General features: G+C 47.8%; 14 protein-coding genes. 3 read left to right on the top strand and 11 right to left on the bottom strand.

What is annotated here, in order from left to right; genetic code table 11:
- Nucleotides 1-24: 24 nt before the first annotated feature.
- The 3 genes from V1501_RS01945 to V1501_RS01935 are packed head-to-tail and all read right to left on the bottom strand — an operon-like array spanning nt 25 to nt 4348.
- The gene (locus tag V1501_RS01945) at nt 25-2253 is read right to left on the bottom strand and encodes a DUF4129 domain-containing transglutaminase family protein (RefSeq protein ID WP_409291190.1); all 2229 of its coding nucleotides are present in this window, start codon (nt 2251-2253) and stop codon (nt 25-27) included.
- Nucleotides 2250-3449, bottom strand: a complete 1200-nt coding sequence (locus V1501_RS01940; RefSeq protein WP_409291189.1) for a DUF58 domain-containing protein — start codon at nt 3447-3449, stop codon at nt 2250-2252. Before V1501_RS01940 ends, V1501_RS01945 begins: the two co-directional genes overlap by 4 nt.
- Nucleotides 3446-4348 (bottom strand): AAA family ATPase, encoded by a 903-nt coding sequence (locus V1501_RS01935; protein ID WP_409293206.1) that lies wholly within the window; start codon nt 4346-4348, stop codon nt 3446-3448. Before V1501_RS01935 ends, V1501_RS01940 begins: the two co-directional genes overlap by 4 nt.
- A gap of 470 nt (nt 4349-4818) precedes the next feature.
- On the opposite strand from V1501_RS01935, the gene treP reads away from it, so the two are divergent.
- The 3 genes from treP (at nt 4819) to treR (ending at nt 8767) form a co-directional block, all read left to right on the top strand.
- Nucleotides 4819-6252, top strand: a complete 1434-nt coding sequence (treP, locus tag V1501_RS01930) for a PTS system trehalose-specific EIIBC component (RefSeq protein WP_409291188.1) — start codon at nt 4819-4821, stop codon at nt 6250-6252.
- 98 nt (nt 6253-6350) lie between these two features.
- Nucleotides 6351-8030 (top strand): alpha,alpha-phosphotrehalase, encoded by a 1680-nt coding sequence (gene treC, locus V1501_RS01925; RefSeq protein ID WP_409291187.1) that lies wholly within the window; start codon nt 6351-6353, stop codon nt 8028-8030.
- 26 nt (nt 8031-8056) lie between these two features.
- On the top strand, nt 8057-8767 hold the full coding sequence (gene treR / locus V1501_RS01920) for a trehalose operon repressor (protein ID WP_409291186.1): 711 nt from the start codon (nt 8057-8059) through the stop codon (nt 8765-8767).
- A 30-nt stretch (nt 8768-8797) separates the two neighbouring features.
- On the opposite strand, the gene essA is transcribed toward treR, so the two are convergent.
- The 8 genes from essA to V1501_RS01880 form a co-directional block, all read right to left on the bottom strand.
- Nucleotides 8798-9265 (bottom strand): type VII secretion protein EssA, encoded by a 468-nt coding sequence (gene essA, locus V1501_RS01915; protein WP_409291185.1) that lies wholly within the window; start codon nt 9263-9265, stop codon nt 8798-8800.
- Nucleotides 9255-12068 (bottom strand): type VII secretion protein EsaA, encoded by a 2814-nt coding sequence (gene esaA, locus V1501_RS01910; protein ID WP_409291184.1) that lies wholly within the window; start codon nt 12066-12068, stop codon nt 9255-9257. Before esaA ends, essA begins: the two co-directional genes overlap by 11 nt.
- A gap of 5 nt (nt 12069-12073) precedes the next feature.
- On the bottom strand, nt 12074-16567 hold the full coding sequence (gene essC, locus V1501_RS01905) for a type VII secretion protein EssC (RefSeq protein WP_409291183.1): 4494 nt from the start codon (nt 16565-16567) through the stop codon (nt 12074-12076).
- Between the two features lie 36 nt (nt 16568-16603).
- Nucleotides 16604-17938, bottom strand: coding sequence for a type VII secretion protein EssB (essB, locus tag V1501_RS01900; protein WP_409291182.1), 1335 nt, complete (start codon nt 17936-17938; stop codon nt 16604-16606).
- Between the two features lie 45 nt (nt 17939-17983).
- On the bottom strand, nt 17984-18223 hold the full coding sequence (locus tag V1501_RS01895; RefSeq protein ID WP_409293204.1) for an EsaB/YukD family protein: 240 nt from the start codon (nt 18221-18223) through the stop codon (nt 17984-17986).
- A gap of 88 nt (nt 18224-18311) precedes the next feature.
- Nucleotides 18312-18605 carry a WXG100 family type VII secretion target gene (locus V1501_RS01890; protein ID WP_409291181.1) on the bottom strand — a complete coding sequence of 98 codons (294 nt, stop codon included), beginning with the start codon at nt 18603-18605 and terminating at the stop codon, nt 18312-18314.
- Between the two features lie 726 nt (nt 18606-19331).
- The gene (locus V1501_RS01885; protein WP_409291180.1) at nt 19332-20336 is read right to left on the bottom strand and encodes a DUF3231 family protein; all 1005 of its coding nucleotides are present in this window, start codon (nt 20334-20336) and stop codon (nt 19332-19334) included.
- Nucleotides 20337-20483: 147 nt separating this feature from the next.
- The gene (locus tag V1501_RS01880) at nt 20484-21635 is read right to left on the bottom strand and encodes a homogentisate 1,2-dioxygenase (protein WP_409291179.1); all 1152 of its coding nucleotides are present in this window, start codon (nt 21633-21635) and stop codon (nt 20484-20486) included.
- Nucleotides 21636-21645 lie beyond the last annotated feature (10 nt).

The raw sequence follows: 21645 nt of genomic DNA, 5'->3' as shown, positions 1-21645 counted from the left end.
TTTAACAACGTTTTTAAAGCGGGGTCAAGCTATAGTTTTTTTCATCAGCCTCTCCCACATCCTGTGAACCTCAGGCCAGTCGGCATCGCGAACCGTCCCTTTGTAGACCATATGCTCATAGACGCTGGTTAGCCTCGTCATATCCATGGACTGAAAGAAAGAATCTACATATTTGGCATACTCCCTCAGGGTCTGCCCTTCCGGCCGCTTCAGTCCAAAGCGGTTAAGTTCCTTAAGCAGAAGCGGATAGGATTTGGTGAAATCTTCTTCCTCTCGCTTATTTTTATAAATGGCGAGCCACAGCTTCGGCATCCACCTGCCGCGCATTTTTAAACACAGCAGAATCATGCCGGCGATCACAAGCAACCCGGCAAACAGGATAAACTTATTGGCAGCGAATGCCTCCCTCATCCTGGTCAAGAGGCCGGAGCCGGTTGAAGGAGCAGTTTTCTTGACCTTGTCCTGTTCGGTCTTTTCGGCTTTTGGCTTTTCAGGCTGCGTTGCCGGAGCTGCAGTCTGTGTGCTGTTGCGGGCATCGTTGGGAAACTCGAAACGGGTAGAGTTCGTGAATCCTTTTGTCGGTTCAAATGGCACCCAGCCCGAATTCGGAAAATACACTTCCACCCACGAATGGGCATTATTATTCGTAATTTCATAGATACTCTGGCTGTCTTCCGATTTTATGAAATCGCCATCCGAATAACCCTTGACCCAGCGCGAGGGGATGCCGAGTGACCTTAAAAGGACCACCATGGAGGTGGAATAATTATCACAATAGCCTACCTTTGTTTCGAAGAGGAACTGATCGGTATAATCCTGGTTCTCTTCCGGATACGGGACATTTTTCTGATCATAGACAAACTCTTCCCGGTCAAAGTAATCCTCGATGGCCTTCACCTGGTCAAAGCGGTTTTGCTTGCCTTTTACTATTTCGGCCGCAAGCGCCCGGACCCTCTCCGGTACAGTGGACGGAAGCTGGGTATAGATGGAAAAGTCGGTGGCATTCAACTGGGAATCTGTTTCCCCGTTCCCGCTGCCGTCTATCTTGCGCATTTCTTCCACTTCAAACCGCGGCACTTCATATTCAAGCGAAACTTTATCCAGCTGGATGGAAGCCTCGTTCGCCCCATAGGAAACTACCTTTTCTTTGTTGGCATCAAAATCGAAGTAGGCCGCCTTTGGTGCCTTTATTTTAGTCAGCCCTAATGGCTCCGGATACGGAACATGGCTGTATTTTTTATTAATTGTGAGGGTGGCATTGAAGCTCGTTTTCTTATTCGTGGGTATGGCAAAGAAATAAAGCTTTTCATTTTCCGGAAGCCTGAGGACGGCATCCTCTGCGATATTAGCCACTTCCCATCCCTTTCCTGTGTAAAAGTTCTTGCTTTCCACTTTCCAGTAATGCCGCGACGATGCCTTGGCAAGGAAAACCACATCATCATCACCCTCGAACGGCCCGCCAAGCTTATCATCGTTTTCTCCATATCCGACCCTGCTGCCGCCCCCGCCATCACCCGACACCTTTTCGGAGTAGGTTTTGATGAACGGGACCGGATCCGGCCATAGAGGCTCGTTTTTGGGACCCGCGAATCCTAAAAGGGCACTGCATGAGATTAGAACCAGGAGGGGAACCATCCATTTTGACGCGGCTGCCCGGCCTGATACCAGCCTGTCTTTTTCGACAAGCCGGTAATAGGTTTGAATCCCAAGGGTGGCAAAACCGAATACAATCAGCCTGACTATGGCTGAATCAGCGTCGTATGGAGTGAAAGTATCGAGAACCGCCATATAGAAGACTGAAACCAGAAAGAACAGCAATATGCTTTTTCTGACCACGAGCCAATATATGATCAGATAGCCCATGATATACAGGAGAAGGAAGAAGAGCAGTGTCTTAAAATCGTTTGAGATGCTGTACCAATCCCTGTTCAAAAGGAGCCCGGCATTCCGGAACAGGCTGCCCATAAATTCGACGATCCATGACAGGCTGATCAGAACAATTTCCTTATAATAGAAATGATGAATCACAACAAGGATATATGCACCTGTCATGGAGTAGCGGAGCCATCTCGAAAAATCAAGGTATTTTAGCAGCATAGAAAGGCCCGCAAAGGCAACAAACACAGTGAGGCTGCCTGTATCAGTCAACGCCCCCAGCGGCCGGAGGCATTCCCATAGCAGCAAAAATCCCAATACATGGAGGACAAGGTTTCCAGCTTTATGCCGCTTCATCCGTTCTGACGCCGCATTCATGATCCACTCACCTCCGAAAGAACAGCCTGCTCACCCAGATACACCACTTGCATGCCCCTTTGCTGAGCCTGCTGCCGGAGCTTGATTTCCTTCTGGGACAACGAAATATCCTTCTTCAGGACAGCGAATGTAATGGTGCGGGCATGCTTGTTTGTGCCAAGCTTCTTTATTGTCTCTTCATCCAGGGTCTGTGTGGCGATCAGCAGCGAAACATTAAATGGGATAATTGGATTTTCCCTTTTCAGGACAGACTCAACGGACAGTCCGTTATTGTGCTCTGCACGCGCCAGATAACGGAAAATCCGCTGCCGCTGGCCTTCTCCCGCCTGTAGGGGCAGGGGGCGTTCCATAAGCCCCGGTGAGTAGAATCCGACCGGGACTCCCCTTTTCAGGGCGGTCCTGACAATGGAAGCAGTCATGGAAATAAGAGGTTCGAACGCTTCCTGCTTTGATGTGTCAAGGAGCACAAAGATGTCCTGGCTCTTTTTCTGCTCAAATTCCTTAGTCATGATTTCTGACCTTTTGGCCGTAGCCTTCCAGTTGATCCAGGCAAACCGGTCGCCAGGCTGATATTCACGGATTCCCGACAAGGTCGATACCTCCCGCTGGACCTTGACAGTGCTCGAATTCTGCCCCTGGTTAAACTGAGTCCCGATCTGGCTGAAGGGAAGTTCATAATAGGACGGATAGACCAGCACTGTTTCTGCGAGGGAGAATGAAGCCTTCTTTTCAAATAGCCCCAGCAGATCTCCCGTCTTGATGGAAATGGATGTGAAGTCATATTCACCGCGTATGATATCTGCGATGTCATAGGAGAAGACAAACTCCTTTTTAAACCACGGAAATATAAGCTCCCGTTCAACATGGACTCCTGACTTGGCCAGCTTCCCCGGGAGATCCTCTTCAACCACCATATATAATAGCGGGAAAGCGAGCCTTCTCCGCATTTTTATGGCAATCCGGAGTGAATCTCCAGCCCGGCACTCAGAACGGTTCAGTTCCCGTTCAATGTGGAAATCGGATATAGGATAGAAAAACAGGAGCAGTGAATAAACCGCAAAAGGCAGGAAGCTGTAAAAGACGAACCAGCTGACAAATCCCCCCTGGAACATGGCATAGGCAAAGGCTGCCAAAACCAGCACAATCAGCAGGGCAAACTTCAAATAGGCAAGGATGGCCGGCTTCATTTTTTTCATTTTTGATTCACAAACCTTTGTACAGGGACAGGTGTCTTTGAAACGATCGAATCGATGATTCCCTCAGGGGAAAAGCCTTCATACTGTGCTTCCGGCTTCAGGATGATCCGGTGCGAAAAGACATACGGGGCGAGGTACTGGATATCATCGGGAAGCACGAAGTCCCTTCCTTGCAGGAGTGCATAAGCCTGTCCTGCCTTCATGAGGGCAATCGACCCCCTCGGGCTTGCACCCAGAAAAATCAGTTTATGTTCGCGGGTCCGCGAAGCAAGCTCAACGATATACCGTTTAATGGTGGAGTCTACATGGACGGCCTTCGCCTCCTCCTGCAGGGACCTTAACTCTTCAAGGCTGATTACGGGCTCCAGATCATAGATCGGGGGGTGTGTCTGTGCCCTTTCAAGGACCTCCAGCTCTTCGCCGGCTTCCGGATAACCCATTTTCATCTTCAGGAGAAAGCGGTCGAGCTGGGCTTCGGGCAGCGGGTATGTTCCTTCATATTCAATTGGATTCTGGGTGGCCATGACAAAGAACGGCCTCTCTAGCACCCTCGTGACTCCGTCGATGGTGACGCTCGCTTCCTCCATCCCTTCAAGCAGGGCAGACTGCGTCTTCGGGGAGGTCCGGTTTATTTCATCTGCCAGGATGATATTCCCCATGATTGGGCCAGGCCGGAATATGAACTCCTGCTCCTTTGCATTATAAATGGATACTCCCGTTACATCCGAGGGGAGCAGGTCGGGTGTGAATTGGATCCGTTTGAAGCTTGCGCCGATCGATCTGGCAAGCGCCCTCACCATCATGGTCTTCCCGACTCCCGGTACATCCTCCAGCAGAACGTGTCCGTCTGCAAGGAGCGCTACTACACTCAACTCGGCTACATGGCGTTTGCCAATCATTACTTTTGCTATATTATTCAATATTTTTTCGATTGTAGGATGTCTTTCTTCCACTGGGTTCCCTCCGAACTAATACTTGCTGTTGTAAATGTACCTATTCGCCAAATACCAACAAATTCCCTTCTTTAGCCTCATATATTTCCAGATAATTAACACAATATTCACAAGATGCAGTCCGCAGGTTCCATTGATTTATCTTTTGGCCTTTTCGCAAATATTGCTGCTATTGAACAAGAAAGTATATTTCCGCTTCAGGCACTCGCTCCAAAGTCCTTACAGAACTTGCTACTATCAAACAATATTAAGAAAGCGATTACTTTCTTCTTGACGTATTTGTATATACAAGTTATTATGAAAACAGTTTCATTTGTATATACAAGTTCTCTTTGATTAAAAAGGGCGTGCTTGGAAAAAAATAAATTTAGAGAAACAGACTTAATATAGTCCAGTTTTGTATGGGGGTATAGTAAATGGCCAACAAGAATCGACTCGACGCTGAGAAGATTGTACAAGCAGTCGGCGGCAGGGATAATATCGCCTCTGCGACTCATTGTGTGACACGCCTTCGTTTCGCACTGCAAGATGAGAAGAAAGTAGACAAGGAAGCACTTGAAAATATAGACACTGTTAAAGGGTCCTTTTCAGCCAATGGCCAATTCCAGGTTGTAATCGGCCAGGGACTTGTAGATAAGGTATATGCCGAAATGGTCGACGTAACAGGAATCGGCACTGCAACGAAAGAAGAGACAAAGGCCGCTTCCGACAAGAACCTGAACCCGATTCAGCGGGCGGTCAAGACACTGGCCGATATCTTCATACCGATCCTGCCAGCCATCGTTACAGTCGGTTTACTCATGGGAATCAATAATATCCTGACAGGCGCGGATATTTTCTATGATAATAAATCACTGGTTGACGTCCACACGCAGTGGAAGGATGTCGCTTCCATCATTAATACGATAGCCAATACAGCATTCGTCTTCCTGCCAGGTCTTGTCGGCTGGTCTGCGGTCAAACGATTTGGCGGCAGCCCGCTGTTCGGGATCGTCCTCGGACTGATGCTGGTCCACCCGGACTTATTGAATGCCTGGGGCTATGCTGAAGCTAAAGCGGCTGGCAAAATCCCGACTTGGAACCTGTTTGGATGGGAAGTCGAGAAAGTAGGCTACCAGGGCCAGATTCTCCCTATCCTCTTTGCGTCCTACGTACTTGCCAGGATTGAAGTGTTCTTGAACAAACGTGTTCATGATTCCATCAAGCTTTTGGTGGTCGGACCTGTTACCCTTTTGGTAACCGGATTCCTGGCTTTCACAGTCATCGGCCCCCTTACTTTTGCCCTTGGAAATGCTGTTACAAGTCTGTTCACAGGCTTCTTTGACGCAGTGCCTGCTCTTGGCGGCCTGCTGTATGGTGCACTGTATGCTCCGCTTGTCATTACAGGCATGCACCACACATTCCTTGCAGTGGATTTCCAGCTGATCGCAGCTATCGGCGGTACCTTCCTGTGGCCGATCGTGGCGCTGTCCAATATCGCGCAAGGTTCTGCCGCGCTTGCCATGATGCTGATTACTAAAGAAGATAAGATTAAAGGTCTGTCCCTGTCCTCTGCCATCTCTGCTTTCCTCGGAATTACAGAGCCGGCTATGTTCGGTGTGAATCTGCGCTTCCGCTATCCTTTCTTTGCGGCCATGACAGGTGCAGGACTCGGGGCGATCTACATTACCATCAATAAGGTGCTTGCTCCTTCCATCGGAGTCGGCGGCCTTCCGGCATTCTTCTCGATTGTGCCGGATAAATGGGCTCCATTCTTCGTCGGAATGGCCATCTCACTTATCGTTCCATTTGCGCTTACTCTTTTCTTCGGAAAAGTGCGCAGACCAAAACAACAACAACAACAACAATAATCATTAAATTGGCAAAACAGGCCCCGCCTGCTTTGCCATTTCCATTTAAAAAACTTGGAAAATAGGGGACTGTCCCCCATTTTCCGCGGAGGTGCCGAATGTTGCAAGAATGGTGGAGAAAGTCGACTGTTTATCAAATTTATCCGAAGAGTTTTAAAGATACGACCGGCAGCGGTGTCGGGGATTTGCAGGGTATTATTCAGAAGCTGGATTATCTCAAGGAATTAGGGGTGGATGTGATTTGGCTGACACCGCCTTATAAGTCGCCGCAGCGGGATAATGGGTACGATATCAGTGATTATTACTCAGTACATGAGGAATACGGGAGTATGGAGGATTTTGACCAGCTGCTGGGTGAAGCTCACAGCCGGGGAATCAAGGTCATTATGGATATCGTGGTAAATCACACGTCCACTGAACATCAATGGTTCCAGGAAGCTGCTTCTTCAAAGGATAATCCATACAGAAATTATTATATCTGGCGCGATCCTGCCGCTGATGGCGGGGTCCCTGCCAACTGGATCTCTAAATTCGGCGGTCCTGCCTGGAAGCTTGAAGAAACGACCGGGCAGTATTATCTTCATTTATTCGATGTAACCCAGGCAGACCTGAATTGGGAGAACGAATTGCTGCGCAAGGAAATTTATGAAATGATGCATTTCTGGTTCAAAAAAGGTGTGGATGGCTTCCGGCTGGATGTCATCAACCTTATATCCAAACATCAGGACTATCCGGATGATGACGGGACAACACCACCGGGTGACGGTCGCAAGTTCTATACAGATGGACCACGCGTCCATGAATTCATGCGTGAAATGAACCAGGAAGTGTTCTCTAAATACGACAGCATGACCGTCGGGGAAATGTCATCTACCACCATTGATCACTGTATTCAATATACGAACCCTGAAAACCGGGAGCTGAGCATGACCTTCAATTTCCATCACCTGAAGGCAGATTATCCAAATGGTGAGAAATGGGCGCCGGCCGAGCTTGATTTTCTCGAATTAAAGCAGATACTGTCCAGGTGGCAGGTTGAAATGAACAAAGGAGGCGGCTGGAATGCCCTCTTCTGGTGCAATCATGATCAGCCGCGGGTCGTCACCCGCTATGGGAATGACGGGGAATATCATGCCCTGTCAGCTAAAATGCTTGCAACGGTCATTCACATGATGCAGGGCACTCCTTATATTTACCAAGGGGAAGAATTCGGCATGACCGATCCGAAATTCGGGACCATCGAAGAGTACCGGGATGTTGAAACCTTGAATTACTATAAAATACTAAAATCACAGGGCAAGCCGGAAAAACAGATCATGGAAATCATCAAAAGCCGTTCCCGGGATAACTCCCGTACACCAGTACAGTGGGACGGCAGTCATCAAGCCGGTTTTACAAGCGGCAGCCCCTGGATCAATACGGCGTCCAACTATAAAGAAATCAACGCAGAGAACGCCCTGCAGGATCCAGATTCCATTTTTTATCATTACCAAAAGCTGATCCGCCTGCGTAAAGAGATGGAGATCATCACTTCGGGAAATTATGAACTTCTCGTTCCGGACCATCCTGAAGTGTTCGCCTATAAACGGAGCTTCCAAAATGAAGTGCTGTATGTAATCAATAATTTCTTTGGACAGAGCACAACCTTTACACTTTCCGGCCTGGAGCAGGCAGCTGACGCAGCCATCTCCCTGTCCAATTATAAAGACTCTCCCGCCCTTTCAAGTGAGCTTGTCTTGCGCCCATACGAGTCTATTGTTTATCATGTAACGAAATGATGTTAAAATAAAACTGGTGATAAAACATGAGAAATATATTCATGAAGGTCTATGAGGATTTGGCGCTGAAAATTCAGGAAAAGCAGCTCCCGGCCGGTTCCCTCCTTCCATCTGAAAACGAATTGACAGAAGTGTATGGAACCTCCCGCGAGACCGTCCGCAAGGCGCTGAAAATGCTGTCTGAAGATGGTTATATCCATAAGGTGCAGGGAAAGGGCTCCATTGTGCTTGACATCAGCAAATTCAACTTCCCGGTATCAGGACTGGTAAGTTTTAAAGAGGTCTCCCGGAAAATGGGGCATAGGGCGAAAACAGACGTGATCAAGCTAGAACTGGCCTCCCCTTCTCTCTCTATCATAGAACATATGAAACTGGAAGAGGGGCAGAAAGTCTGGGAGGTATTCCGGGTAAGGGAAATTGATAAGGACAAAATCATTCTGGATAAAGATTATCTAAGTGCCGAGATCGTACCGGAGCTTACTGAGGAAGTCTGCCGCAACTCCATCTATGAATATCTTGAAACAGAAATCGGGCTTTCTATCTCTTTTGCCAAAAAGGAGATAACGGTAGAAAAACCATCGGAAGAAGACCGGCTTTTGCTTAATCTTGATGGCTTTCATAATATCGTGGTTGTAAAAAACTATGTATATCTCGACGATGCCCGGCTGTTTCAGTATACGGAGTCACGGCACAGGCCGGATAAATTCCGCTTTGTCGATTTTGCCCGGAGAAAATAAAAGACGGGGCTGCTAATGCAGCCCCGTCTTTTATGCTTTATTGATCCTGGGCACCAGGATGAAAAATAAGAACAGCACACATATTGCAAGCAATACCCCGAGTATAACGGGAAGGAAGGCAGCAGTGCCTTCACCTGCCGGTTCCTCACGCTTTATCTTTTTTGGCTGACTCGCATTTTCGCCTGTGAACAAATTCAATTTTTCTGCCTTTGAGCTTGCTGTCGTTACCTTGGCATCACTCATGAAGAGCCTGCCTTTCACTGCTTCGAACAGCTTCTTTTCTTCCCTTTTAAAAGTGAGCAGTTTCTGCTCCTCCGAAAGCCTTTCCTTCTCCTTCAACAGAGAACCTTCATGGATATATTCTGTATCCAGATCCAGCTTTTTCTTTTCATATTGATTAGGTCGCGGTGCTGGGCCCTCCTCTGCAAAAGCAGCTCCCGGCACCGCAATGAGCAGGATGGCGAGCAGGATGGCAGACATTCTCGGCTTACGCCTCATGCGCAAGATCCCTCTGCTTTTTCAGCTCTCTCATCCTGCTGATATACGGAATGGCCGTAAACAGGATGGTGAGCACTACAAGGACAGCAGCAGCCGGATAAAAGGCTCCCTGATCTCCATATTGGATAGATAGATATACATTTGAAACCGGATGGCTGAAATCAAAGTTCGGCAGCACCATATCAAGGAGCGGCGTGATGAAGAAAACGATCAGCCCCGCAGTGATGATGGATCCGACGATCGGCCCGGCATAGAAAGCCAGCCTTACCAGGCTCGATCCTGCCATAAGCAGCAGGATGGTAATAACAGTCCAGGCTATTGCCTGTTCCCCTTCGAGCGGATAGATGTTAAGTCCGTATATGCTGATGATCAATCCTGCAGCCAGGTTCAGGAGCAGGAATATCGTAAGATGTATCAACGCCTGCAAACCTGTAAAGTATGACAGGAAGAATCCGATCAAAAGCGCACAGAGCAGAATGATCACCAGCATGACGACCGGAGGAGTATTTACGGTTTTATCCGCTGCCACCTCTCCATCTATTTTTACAGGACTCGCGAGATAATCATAAACATAGCCATTCTGCTGGTCATCAACCAGGGTATTGTTTAAAAGGCTGTATACATCTGTCTTCACCTTGCGGGTAGAATCGACATTGGCCGCCCAGGTATTGTTCAGCTTGTCTGCCCTTCCCTGTACAGAACCAACCTTCTGCTGCAGTGTACTTGTATAGTTTTCAATGGAATCCTGACGCTCTGCCAGAGATGAGATCAGTCCTGAAATCCTCTGGATATCCCCGGCGGCACTGCCTTGCATGGCCACAAAGAATTCGCCCTCCATATTTTCGGAAGCGGGAACTTCAGGCTCCGGAGTCTGAAAATTTTCCCGGAGCTCCCCAGTGACGTCACCAGAGTTAAACTGGATTGTTTCAAGATCAGCCAGGATGGCAGCCTGCTCTTCACTGATGAATGTCCCGTATTTATCCACAAAGCCTTCAATCTTCTCAGCGTAGGTCGTGTAATCGTCCTCAAGCTTTGTTACATCATCAACAGAGGAATTCAGTCCTTCCTGGATGTTATTGAATTCACCCGTTTCATTTTTCAGAACAGAAAAGGCAGTTCGGATTTCCTCTGTCTTGCCTTGATTTTTAACGATATCCTCAATCAATTGTTCGTCTGAAACCGCTGAGCGCTGGAGAGTGCTGTCAAAACCGGACAGGGAAGAATGATATTTCAGCAGATCTTCCATATTCTTATTTTGAATCGCAGCGCTGAAATACGGAGCCAGGGCCTCCTGGGCCTTTTCAGTCAATAAGCCTGACTGCATGATGGCCTTTTCTTTTTCCTGGATGACCGCAATCACCCTGTCCTCTGAGCCGGCCGGCGGTTCAGCACCGTCTTCCATCTGTTTGGCAAGATCAGTGTAAAGCTTCTCAAGTTCCTTGTATTTCGTGTTTTGTTCACCCGCCTGAAGCTCGGCGTTGTCAATCTCCTTCTTGATGGCTTCTAAGGCCATAAGTGCAGCCTGGTTTTTTTCCGGTTCAGTCTCAAGCTGCTTCTTCATGTTTTCAGCCTGAGTTTTTAAGTTGGTGATTGTTGCAAGCAGGGCCTCACCATTGCCTGGCTGCGGCTGCTCGGGATCCGGAACGCCTGGCTCTGCAGGATCCGGTGTGGCTGCCCCCTGCAGCTTCTCTCTCTCTGGAATCAGCTTTTTTGTGATCTCGGAGAGCGCAGCTTCACTCGAAGCCTTTTTGTATTCCGTGATCAATTCTTTTTGGACAGTCTCAAGCCTTGCAAATTGCTCCTCGATTGTCGAATTCTTGATGGTTTCCGACAGCTGGTTCATCTTAAGGGAGCTGTCTGTGATTTTCTCCTTCAGCTCTGCCACCTTTTCCTTCAGGGCTGTATCATCCATCTGGAACTCGGGGCTTGCTTCAAGCTGTCTGTCGGCAATCGTGCGGACACCATCATTCAGCATCGTCTCGTATTTGCTTAAGCTTTCCTCAAGCATCAGCTTATTCTGCTGCGCTGTCATCGCAAAGACTTCATTCTGTTTTTGCTGATATTCTCTATACTTGTTGACTGCATCAACGAAGGCAGCCACTTCCTGCTTACTCTTTTCAGCATCTGCCGCAGAAGCTGCGGAGACTTTGCCTGCATCCTTTGTGGATGCAAATAATGATTCAATCATTTTACGCTGCTGGTCAATTTCTTCAGCCAGCTTTTCTGAGTTGGGATTATAAAAGTTGTAGATGGTATCCTGAAAAGCAATCTCTTTTTCCAGGATTTTATCAAACTTCTTCCGGATATCCTCCACCGACTGGGAAACGACGCTCCAGTATAAAGTAGAGATATGCTTATTCATCTTGCTTTTGGATACCTCGAGCTCCTTCTGGATCTTTTCCTTGTTTTTTGCATCCAAATTGCTTTGTATATCGTATTTGACCGATGCCTTCAATGGCGACTCTTCATCATAGGTCAATATATTCCGGGAAAAATCGGACGGAAAATATACCACGGCATCGTATTCCTGTGAAACAAGCCCTTTTTCCGCAGTGCTCCTGGAAACCACCTGCCAGCTGTATTCTGACTCCTCTTCAAGCGCTGGAGTGATTTCCTGGCCAAAGTTAACGGGCTCTTTATCGAATTCTGAGCCGATATCATCGTTTACCACGGCAATCTGCCTGGACGCTTTACTTTTTTCCTTCATTGGCTCATGGCCTATATAAGTAAAGAATAAACTGGGCAGCACCAGGATGATCAGCATGGCGGCAACGATCTTCAGCCCTCTCAGTTTTCCTGTCATTTATTTCACCTGCTCTTCTCTTTTACTAATTCTTTCTCTTCTGCAGCCTTCGGGATCTGAATCCTGAATTCGCGGCCGTTATCCACGTAATAGCCGAACCCCGGCTGAATTTCTTCTTCTTTTCTTGAAAACGGCAGTGTAAACAAACTCTGTTCTGACTTTTTCATCAGCAGCAGGGCATGCCTGATCTGCTTCAGCTCACTTGTCAGTGAATCAAAGCCCTTTGAGAACTCATTGGAATTCCCTGCGGCAATCATGCTGAAGCCGAGATGGCTGTAATGCTTGATATAGCCCGAGAGCTTATCCTGAATCCTCGCATCCACCGTCTGCTGGAAGCGTGAAATGCTGTCGATAAGCAGGATGACCGGCTTAAAGGACAGCAGATGTGCAGTGCTTTCCTGGATGGAGCGGAGATATTGCTGCTCCCTTTCCTGGAATATTGCGTCCATCGATTCAATCCAATCGGATATATGATCCTTGTTATCCAGGTAACTGACACCGTCTCTTGCCGCATAGCCGGATAGTCCCCTATCGATGGCATCGAATATCCCAATCCCCCCCAGCTGCTGGCCCATCAATGAATGGAGCATCACCTTAAGGGCGTTGGTTTTTCCTTTACGGGACTGTCCGACCACAAGATAGTGCCTGTCCACCTTGAGGTTCATATAGACAGGCAGAACATGTTCTTCATCAAGACCGATCGGGATAAGGCCTTCCTGGCTTTTGACACCATATAAGGCACCCCATGTATCCGTTCCAAGCACAGATGGCAGCATGGGTATGGCCCTCGGCTTCCTTGCCTTCCTGTATTTTTCATTCAGTCCGGATATTTTCAATTTCAGGTTTTCGAGCACCTGATAATCGTCCCGGCCGTCTGCCGGCATATAAATCTGGGTCAGGCTGGCTGTGTCTTCCTTGATAAGGGCCCTTCCCGGCACCGGTTCAATATCATACGGAGTCCTGCCCACAAGCGCATATCTTTCAGAGTTATCCATAAGATAATGGATCACCTTTGTTTTCAGGTTATTCATCAGAGGCTGGCGGACCGCATTGATCCGGGTCGCGGATATGATCATAAACACCCCGAGCGACTGGCCGTCCCGTGCAATTTGTGTAAACTGATTTTCAATATCCTGCATCTCTTCCTTCACCAGGTCAAAATTATCTACTGCGATGAAGATCAGCGGCAGCTTCTTTTCAGCCTTTTTGTTATACATCGTCAGGCTGCTGACCTCTGCGGCTAGGAAGATCTGCTTCCGGGACTCCATTTCGGTTCTGATGAACATGAGGAATTTCTCAATCTTCCTCTGCTCATCAATGCGAAAATAATCCGCCGTATGTGATAGCTGGCGCAGCGGAAGAAGGGCTCCGTTGCCGAAGTCAAAAATATAATAAATCATTTCCTCTGGTGAATGCCCGGAGGCAAAGTTCATCAAAAGATTGAGAATCGTGGTTGATTTTCCAAATCCCGAGGTGCCGAACACCCCTACATTCCCATCCTCAATCAGGGTAAATTCATAAGGAACCTGGCTTTGTTTCTCAGGTTCATCCTTCAGGCCGATGGCAAAACGGTTTTTGCCGAGGCCTGGCCCTTTATAGATCACCCTGCCCTCAAGCGGAGGCAGCCACGGGCTTGCAAGCTTCTTGACACCCAGTTTCTCCTGCACTCTGATGATCTGTTTTACAACGGCTTCGATTTCGGTCAGTTTTTGCTTTCTGCCCTGCTGCATTCTGGCCGAAATGCCTGAGATCGGGACAAGGCCCAAATCTGTGACAAATGCGACTTCATCTTCGGCACCATATGTATCCTCGAGATATGGAGCCCCGCTCCATGCGGATTGAAACAGATCATATACCTCGTTGTTCCCTACCTGCAGATATCCCCGGCCTGTTTCGGTAATGCCAGCGGCATCGCCGTTTTTAATGATTTCCTTTGAATCATTCTCATCCTGTACCTTCAGAGCAATCCTGAAGCGTGCGTTGCTCCAGATCTGATTGTCTATGATCCCGCCCGGCTTCTGTGTGGCCAGGATCAAATGAACGCCCAGGCTTCGCCCGATGCGGGCCGCGCTGACGAGCTCCCTTATAAAATCGGGCTCCTCGCTCTTCAGCTCGGCAAATTCATCTGATATCAGGAAAAGGTGCGGCAGCGGTTCTTTTGTTTTTCCTTCTTTGTACAAATCCGTATAGTCATTGATATGATTGACTTCATATTGATCAAACAGCCTCTGGCGCTTCTTGAGCTCGCTCTTGATGGATGCAAGCGCCCGGGCACTGAAGTTCCTGCTTCCCTGGATGTTGGTGATTGTCCCGAGAAGATGGGGCATATTCCTGAATGGAAGCGCCATTCCCCCGCCTTTATAATCAATCAGCAGGAATGCCACCTCATGCGGGTGGAACTGAGTTGCAAGTGACAGAATATAGGTCTGAAGCAGCTCACTTTTCCCAGACCCTGTTGTTCCGGCAATAAGACCGTGGGGGCCATGGGCCTTTTCATGGAGGTTCAGTTCTACGAGATCCTTCTTCCCTTTCAGTCCGATCGGTACAGCCAGCGACTGAGAAGACTGATTTCTGACCCAGTATGATTCTATTGGCAGCTCTTCTGCATCTTTGACATTATAAAGCTGCAAATAAGATACCATCGAAGGAATGGAATTGTTCATGCCCTTCTGATGGTCAAGGGATCTGAGCGTCCTTGCAAATCGTTCATTGCCTTCTTGGGAATGTTCATCAAGGACGAATGGTGTATGTACTGCCTTATGATGCTGGATGAGGATTTCCCCTTCATGGTCATTTACATATTTAATAACGGTGTGGATGTTCTCTGTCAGGCTTTCCTTGGACTCAGCTGCAAATAAGGTTGTCAGCCCTATACTTTCATGTCTTCCTTCCAGATATTCCAGGATGACATGTTCCGAAATCAGAGATGGGTTCGCGACAATGAAGATGAAATGGGGAATGTACCGGATTTTACCTTTGTCCTCCTCTATATCCCTGCTCCTTATAATCTGATACAAAGATGACAAGAGCTGATCCCTGGTCTGCTCATCATAGACCAGCCCCTTCGCAAAGGAGTGCGGCATCTGGAAGTGCGGAAGCCATTTCATCCATTCCCAGTCCTTATATTCCTGCTTGTCAAAAATGGCAACAAACCGGATATCATGATAGCTGTGGAGGAAGGCAATCTGTCCGACAATCTGCTGAAGCTCTCTCTTTACGATAGAGGGCTTGCCGATGAAACCGACCGCCCCTTCCGAAAGGTTGATGGCAAGCGGAACATTCTCCACTTTCCGATAAACCCTGGCCATAGCCTGGGACTGTTCAACCAGATCATCAATCTCTCTGTTGGCTGTATCAGAGCTTGACATAGACACTTCATAGCTTGAAGGGATATCCGCCTTTCCGGCCCTGACATGAAGGAAATCATAGCTTTCGGCTGTTCTTTCCCAGATCCTGTCGCTGATGAATCCCGCCAGGTACTTCATCCTTTCAAAGTCTGGATAATGGTAGGTTAAAACCTTTGCCTGCTCAGACTTCAAGCCCTCAAGTTCTGCACGCTTGTGCTCAAGGTATCTGGTATACATTTCCCGCCGCTTCCGCTTCCGCTCCTTACGGGTGCCCTTGTCCTTGAAGTACTGGACCGTCGAGGTGACCATCGTCGTCATAAACATAACAATCGAAATCAGGATGAAGAGGCCCCTTGGCTGGATAATGACAATGGTACCCATCACCAAAAGCATGATGAGCGGAGGCAGGATGATCATCCACAGCCCGCGCTGATTATTATCAGTTTCATGTGAAGGGAAGGACAGGGTGACCTTATCTTTAGGCAGGTCATAGACCATCCTCGGCGTCCTTCTGTATTGAGGATAATTCTTCTGCATCTCCGAAGTGGGCGGCAGCGTTTTCGGGAGCTTTGAGGAATGCTCCTCCGAAGTCTGGATCTGCAGGAGATCATCCTCCAGCAGGGAAACAGACATGAACGGCCAGAACAGAACATCCCCTCTCCTCAGGTCCGCTTCTCCCCTCTGTATTTCCCCATTCATATAAACGGGATTGTCCGAGGCTGCCTGAACCCGCCACTTCCCCCGTTTATACACGAGGGTGAATCCGCCGGTTTCCTTATTGAACGGCAAGGCTCCCTTTTTTGAAAAATCAGCCTCCCGGTCGGCGGCAAAGGTGATTTCCTTCCGTCCGCCAATATAATACACGGATGACTGCGGCTGATCCCTTTCCAGATAAAAGCTGACTGCAGCTCCATCTATATGAACTGTGATGGGAGTCCCTGGAATGACAATTCCGAGCGGCTCTCCAGAGTATCGGACAGAATAATTCCCGCCGCTCCCCTGAATAAGCTCGATAGGCCCGCTTTCCGTTTTCAGCCTCTGGATGGTGACAGTGTGGTCCCCGCTGCTTCCGATCGATATCGTCCCATTTATCTTTTCCTCTACCTTCACCTGCTGATAGGACTCTTTATAAAAGATCCATAATAGACCCACTCAGTTTCAACTCCTAGATAGCTCTTTTCTATGAACCTATTCTTTCTTCTTAGGCTCTGCCTTAGCTTTGGCGGCTGCTCCGCCTGCCTTTTCCCCCGCATCGGCTTCCTTCTGCTGCCTTGCAGCTGCTGACTTCGCTTCCGCTTCCTTTTCAGCCTGTTCTGCAGCAGCCTGTTCTTCTGCCTGCTTCTTCTCTTCTTCCAGGAGCTTTTTCTCCTCTTCTACATCCTTTTCATACTGGCTGACTTCCTGCTCGATTGCATCAAGATCTTCCTGCTTTTCCTTGCCTGTCAGGTCATCGTCTGCCTTGATGTCTTCTTTATATTTTAAAAGCCCGTAAATCACCAGGTCCCTGAACTCTAGCGCCCTGGCCAGATCGACAGCCTCCTTGTTCATTCCGCGTCCGATATAAATCCAGTAGAGGAAGTATTTCGGTTCCGTCTGGAGGGTAAGCAGATTATTGACCGCAGTCCGCTGTTCCTCCCCCAGGCTTTCATTTTTGACATAGGAGGACGCCAGTTCATATTGAACGACATATGGCATATCCTCTGCATCAAATCCTTCAAGCTCCTCAATCACACTGCTGTATTTATCTTCAAGGAAATACTCCCCGCTTTTAACATACGCGTCCATTTTAGGCTGCTGAAAAAAGAATGAATATAGGATATAAATAATGGCCGGCAATAATAGGACCGCAGCACCAATCAGCGAAAAACGGGTTATCTTCCATCTTTTAAGGGGTATATGTGCATATGTGCTTTCTCTCTGTTCCACTCTTTTGATTTCTTCTTCGAGGATGGACTCCAGCGCGGCATAGCTGTCTGCTGCCATGATATCCTTTGCTGTCTGCGACAGCTTTATGGTTTGGTGATATTTATAATAAGCATTGAAGCTGTGCTTTCCATCGGCCATGACAGCTGCCGCTGCCTTGACTTCCTTCAGGAGCCGCCCGTCATCCTTTTCATAGGGAGGCAGGCTTTCCTTCACACCATAGTACAGGAAGTGAGGCGTCAGACCTGGGTCGGCAGAGATATTTTCCGGGCTTATTACCAGGTTCAGCCTCTGTGCACCATGATTTCTCACTTTCTTTACCACCTGATGTGCAAAGAACAGCCTGGCAAGCTGGGTCTTCTTCTGGATCTGGCCAAAGGTCAGATAGCCCTCCGGCAGCTCCACTTTTATGACGGCTTCATCCTCAGTCACTTCAATTTTCCGTTTCAATGTAGATTCGAGCTCCTGCAGAAAGCTGATTTCAAGCCTGTCCTGCAGCTTGATCCTTGACCGCTGCAATGTAAAAAAGACGCGGCTTCCGTCACGCTTAATCCCAGCCGTTGTCAGTTCTTCTAGATACGACGGTTTTCTACCTTCCATTCCTGATACTCCTTTGTCTTATGGAAAAGGGTTAGAACTTCCATTCTATAAGATTTCTATTCTATCTCCATTTGTTATGCCGCTCTCAAGCAGGGATTCATACCCCTGTACAACCAGGTCCTTGTTCGGAATCCTTATCCAATATCCCTCTCTAGGTGTCTCTCCCACCCTTTTAACCTGCCAGACGATATCGATGACCTTTTTGACGGGCAGAAAATCCGATAGCTGTATGTCAAATACCTCACCCGTATAATTCTTCAGATCAATTGTAACCTGTATGTATATTGCCCTCACCTCTTACAAAAGAAAGGAGCGCCATAACCTAAAAACAGATTTACGCGCTCCTTCCCCATTACTTAGATTATGGTGGTTATTATCCTCTGATCTGGCTTGCAATCTGATTGTCTGTGTCCTCAAGGACAGTAGCAGAGCTGTTAAGCTGCTGGGAAACTTCAGTAAGCAATGTAGCCATTTTTTCAAAAGAAGGTCTTAGCTGCTGGTACTGATCAGCGAACGCCTGGCTGGAGGCACCCTCCCAAATCTCTTGAAGGTGGCTGCTCATGTTATCGAGCCTTGCCACTAAATCCTGCACATTGCCGCTCTCAGTTTGGTATTGGCTGGCGACTCCACGCAGTTCCTCAGGTGTTAATCTGATATTACCTGACATCAAAATCACTCCTTAAAATTTTAATCATTTACATTGTAATTTATTGGATAATAACTAACCAATAATATCATTAAATTCTGACAAAAACGGTAAAATTGAACTATGAAAAAAATTACCTAATTCTTCCATACAAAACTTTTTACCCAGGGACTAAAGGACCTAAACATATTATTCCTGTACTGGAAAAGTATTTTAAGGAGAATAAACTGCGAAAAAAATCCTATATTGCGACAGCATTTGACCGATTACAAAACAAGATAAGATTTTCTTCGACCCGCTCCATCCTTCCCGCCGGAAGCAGCGAATAAGAAGGACAGATTAAAAAGGAAACTTCCGCCTTAAAGAATCTCTTGTAAGTCAAATAAATTACGGTTTCATATGATGCCCTTAGGCTAACCAGCCTTACGAATAAAATTTGCTTCATAATAATCAGAAGGTGCTGGCAGCAGGATGGTTTTACTGACGGCTGGTATATCAATTGTTATTGGGATTACAATATCCCGTGAACCCGTAAATCTTCAGAAGAGAAGAGTAAAAGAAACAATCGGATAAAGATAGGAGCTCTAATGTCTGCAGGTATCTTTTCAACAATTGTTTTGACTCTTTCACTTTTACAAAAGGCCCAGTAAAACAAAAAAAGAACCTCCTGCTTGGTGGAAGTTCTGTTTTTGGTCCCAAATCCCAATGTCACAAAAAGGACTGATGCGAACCAGCCCTCGGCAAATATTATTCTGAGGCAATGTCCTTCCGGCTCTCCATACTCGGGGGCTGCTCCAACCATTTGTGCTTGATCATCAATTTGGCGCCTTTGTTGGCGTACTCAAATATGTCCTTCATGATGATACTGATTTTTGCCGGCAGGTCATGCCGCAGGCTGAATGCGGTTCCGAGCGAATTTCCGCCGATGGAGAAAGTCGAGAACAGGCTTACACAATAAAGCATGATTTTGTCTGAAAATGGCGATTCCGTCGACCTTGTTGGAATGCCTCCAGCCTGCCCGGGCACCTGGATGTCGCTGTCCAGTAAAATATCCCTTAGCTCTTTTATGATGCTTTTCGAAAGTTCTGCCCCTTCCATAAAATATTTACTGACTTCAGGCTCCTTAGCCGCCTGGGCAAAGCCGATGATCATCTGCATGCCGGTGACATTTGATTCGAGGGCATGATACAGCTGAGAAACCTCAATCGTATTCAGGACCCGCCTCTGCTGAAAGGGATTGAGGCCAGCGAGATAATGGGTATCCTCGACGAATTCGATTTCCCGCGGCATCGACACATACGGCGACCTCATCAGCAGACCCCGCTCCAGCAGGTACTGAGTGGATTCATTATAATACTTCTGGGTCATACCCGTCAGGCCCTTGAATAACAGGATAATATCCTTCCGGTAGGACATGGTGATATTCAAGGCGTGCATGGCCATGCTGATTTCCTTGATCATCCGTATAAACATAATGTCAAATCCGTAATCATACAGCGGTGCAGCATCTGTGAATACATCCTCTTTTGTAAATCCCCGAGGCACGACAGCCCCGCTGTCCTGGAAGATCCCCTCAATCCTTGATATAAAGGGTTTAATCTCATTATATAATCCGTTCATGATTTCCTTGGCAGCTTCTTCATCGGCCTTTTCGATGAAATACTCCAGCATCCGGGATATCATCGTCTTTTGCTGATAGGTAAGCCACAGGGCTCCCAGTTCAGATGAAGTAATGGTCGGTTTATCTGGCATAAAGGCATTCCTCCTCGGGTGGTGATACGGTGTCTTCAAGGAGATAGTATGGCCCATTCATCCACTGCTTATTACAATTTTTTCCGCCAGAGGAAGAAATAAAGAAATGCACGGCTTGTACGCGGGCATTTCGGTTTTTTATCCTGCTTAATGGATCCAGGAATACATATACTGCTTATCCTCTATGCTCCCTTTATTTTTGACGATCTTCAGCGGTTTGAAGGTATCGATCATGACGGCGAGTTCGAGAGTTTCTTTTTTGCCTATGCTGCCTTCTGTTTTGCCTGGGTGCGGCCCATGCGGGATTCCGCTCGGATGGAGCGTGATGGAGCCTTCCTTGACGCCCTTCCTGCTCATGAAGTTTCCTTTTACATAATAAAGCAGTTCATCGCTGTTGACATTGCTGTGGTAATACGGGGCAGGGATCGCTTCGGGATGGTAATCATAGAGCCGCGGGACAAAGGAGCAGACAACAAAATTATGGCCCTCGAACGTCTGATGGACAGGCGGCGGCTGGTGGACCCTGCCCGTAATGGGTTCAAAGTCCTCAATATTGAAGGCCCATGGATAGAGATAGCCGTCCCAGCCTTCCACATCGAGCGGATGATGATTCAGCATATGACGGTGCAGAAAGCCCCTGCTTTTTGTAATCACCTCATGCTCACCCTTTTCCGTGAATGTGTTCAGTTTCTCAGGACCGCGGAGATCCCGTTCGCAAAATGGACTGTGCTCCAGCAGCTGACCGTATTCATTCCGGTATCTGCGTGGAGTGGTGATCTGGCTGAATGCCTCCACAAAAAGGATCTTGGTTTCTCCTGTCCCGGGCACCACCCTGTAGATAGTGCCTATCGGAATGATGATGTAATCACCAGGCCGGTAGCTGATCGATCCAAACATCGTTTCCACAGTCCCTGAGCCATGGTGGATAAACAGCATTTCATCGCCGTCTCCATTCCGATAGTAAGAGTCCATCGATTTTTCAGGATGCAGCATCCCGATCAGCAGATCATCATTGCCCAGAATATACTCCCGTCCAGTGAGACTGTCTCCCTTCCTGCTTAACTGATCCGTGAAAAAATGCCTGTGGCTGAGCGCTCCCGGTTCCTCGTACTGCGGAAGATACGGACCGAGCAGCTCAGAAGATGCCACCTCGGTCGGCATATGATGATGATACAGGATGGACTGCGTTCCTGAGAATCCCTTTGTCCCCATAACCTGTTCCCTGTACAGCGAACCATCATCTTTTCTGAAAATAGTATGGCGCTTTCTTGGAATGTTTCCAAGCGTACGATAATACATGACCTCGCCC

Origin of the sequence: Paraperibacillus esterisolvens, from assembly GCF_046237625.1 — a bacterium.
Taxonomy (GTDB): Bacteria; Bacillota; Bacilli; order Bacillales; family DSM-1321; genus Paraperibacillus; species Paraperibacillus esterisolvens.
The sequence above is the reverse complement of the archived record's forward strand: the minus strand, read 5'-3'. Positions and strand labels throughout refer to the sequence as shown.

Excerpts from the sequence above, each read along its gene's own strand:
- V1501_RS01945 (WP_409291190.1), bottom strand. The coding sequence starts at position 2,253 with ATGAATGCGGCGTCAGAACGGATGAAGCGGCATAAAGCTGGAAACCTT.
- V1501_RS01940 (WP_409291189.1), bottom strand. The coding sequence starts at position 3,449 with ATGAAAAAAATGAAGCCGGCCATCCTTGCCTATTTGAAGTTTGCCCTG.
- V1501_RS01935 (WP_409293206.1), bottom strand. The coding sequence starts at position 4,348 with ATGATTGGCAAACGCCATGTAGCCGAGTTGAGTGTAGTAGCGCTCCTT.
- treP (WP_409291188.1), top strand. The coding sequence starts at position 4,819 with ATGGCCAACAAGAATCGACTCGACGCTGAGAAGATTGTACAAGCAGTC.
- treC (WP_409291187.1), top strand. The coding sequence starts at position 6,351 with ATGTTGCAAGAATGGTGGAGAAAGTCGACTGTTTATCAAATTTATCCG.
- treR (WP_409291186.1), top strand. The coding sequence starts at position 8,057 with ATGAGAAATATATTCATGAAGGTCTATGAGGATTTGGCGCTGAAAATT.
- essA (WP_409291185.1), bottom strand. The coding sequence starts at position 9,265 with ATGAGGCGTAAGCCGAGAATGTCTGCCATCCTGCTCGCCATCCTGCTC.
- esaA (WP_409291184.1), bottom strand. The coding sequence starts at position 12,068 with ATGACAGGAAAACTGAGAGGGCTGAAGATCGTTGCCGCCATGCTGATC.
- essB (WP_409291182.1), bottom strand. The coding sequence starts at position 17,938 with ATGGAAGGTAGAAAACCGTCGTATCTAGAAGAACTGACAACGGCTGGG.
- V1501_RS01890 (WP_409291181.1), bottom strand. The coding sequence starts at position 18,605 with ATGTCAGGTAATATCAGATTAACACCTGAGGAACTGCGTGGAGTCGCC.
- V1501_RS01885 (WP_409291180.1), bottom strand. The coding sequence starts at position 20,336 with ATGCCAGATAAACCGACCATTACTTCATCTGAACTGGGAGCCCTGTGG.
- V1501_RS01880 (WP_409291179.1), bottom strand. The coding sequence starts at position 21,635 with ATGTATTATCGTACGCTTGGAAACATTCCAAGAAAGCGCCATACTATT.